Below are 1635 nucleotides of genomic sequence, written 5' to 3' on the forward strand. Positions count from 1 at the left end.
AGCTGGGCGGCCGGGCGGTGATCAACTCGGTGAACTACGAGGACGGGGACGGGCCCGAGTCCCGGTTCGCGAGGGTGACCGCGCTGGCCCGCGAGCACGGGGCGGCGCTGATCGCTTTGACCATCGACGAGGAGGGCCAGGCCCGCACCGTCGAGTCGAAGGTCGCCATCGCCGAGCGGCTGATCGAGGACCTGACCGCGAACTGGGGCATCCACGAGGCGGACATCCTCATCGACTGTCTGACCTTCACCATCTGCACCGGGCAGGAGGAGTCGCGTGGTGACGGGGTCGCCACCATCGAGGCGATCCGTGAGCTCAAGCGCCGCCACCCCCAGGTGCAGACCACGCTGGGGCTGTCGAACATTTCCTTCGGTCTGAACCCGGCCGCCCGGATGCTGNGCATCCACGAGGCGGACATCCTCATCGACTGTCTGACCTTCACCATCTGCACCGGGCAGGAGGAGTCGCGTGGTGACGGGGTCGCCACCATCGAGGCGATCCGTGAGCTCAAGCGCCGCCACCCCCAGGTGCAGACCACGCTGGGGCTGTCGAACATTTCCTTCGGTCTGAACCCGGCCGCCCGGATGCTGTTGAACTCGGTGTTCTTGGACGAGTGTGTGAAGGCGGGTCTGGACTCGGCGATCGTGCACGCCAGCAAGATCCTGCCGATCGCCCGTTTCACCGAGGAAGAGGTCCAGACCGCCCTGGATCTGATCTACGACCGGCGTGGTGAGGGCTATGACCCGCTGCAGAAGCTGATGGCCCTGTTCGAGGGCGCCACCACCACCTCGCGCAAGGCGGGGCGGGCGGAGGAGCTGGCGGCGCTGCCGCTGGACGAGCGGCTCAAGCGGCGCATCATCGACGGTGAGAAGAACGGCCTCGAGCAGGATCTGGATGCTGCGCTGGCCGGGCGTCCGGCGCTGGACATCGTCAACGAGACGCTGCTGGACGGGATGAAGGTGGTCGGTGAGCTGTTCGGCTCCGGCCAGATGCAGTTGCCGTTCGTGCTGCAGTCCGCGGAGGTGATGAAGACCGCGGTCGCCTATCTGGAGCCCCACATGGAGAAGGTGGAGGGCGAGGAGGGCAAGGGCACCATCGTGCTGGCCACGGTCCGCGGCGATGTCCACGACATCGGCAAGAACCTCGTCGACATCATCTTGTCCAACAACGGCTACAACGTGGTCAACCTGGGTATCAAGCAGCCCGTCTCGGCGATCCTGGAGGCCGCCGAGGAGCACCGCGCGGACGTGATCGGCATGTCCGGCCTGCTGGTCAAATCCACGGTGATCATGAAGGAGAACCTGCAGGAGCTCAACCAGCGGGGCATGGCCGCCGACTTCCCCGTCATCCTGGGCGGCGCCGCCCTGACCCGCGCCTACGTCGAGCAGGACCTGCACGACATCTACCAGGGCGAGGTCCGCTACGCCCGCGACGCCTTCGAGGGCCTGCGCCTGATGGACGCCCTGATCGGCGTCAAACGCGGCACCCCCGGCGCCCGGCTGCCCGAACTCAAACAACGCCGGGTCAAGGCCAGTGCCCAGCCGGTCGTGGAGGAACGGCCCCAGGAGGCTGCGGGCCGCTCCGACGTGGCCCTCGACAACCCCATCCCCACCCCGCCGTTCTTCGGCACCCGCG

At 67.5% G+C, this 1635-nt stretch carries 2 pseudogenes; both read left to right on the plus strand.

Annotated features, from left to right (window positions below):
- A pseudogene (locus ACWBNA_RS47770) lies at positions 1–209 on the plus strand (dihydropteroate synthase); the annotation flags it as partial.
- A gap of 192 nt (positions 210–401) precedes the next feature.
- A pseudogene (locus ACWBNA_RS47775) lies at positions 402–1635 on the plus strand (B12-binding domain-containing protein); the annotation flags it as partial.

The sequence above is a fragment of the Streptomyces sp. Q2 genome (genome assembly GCF_056820935.1).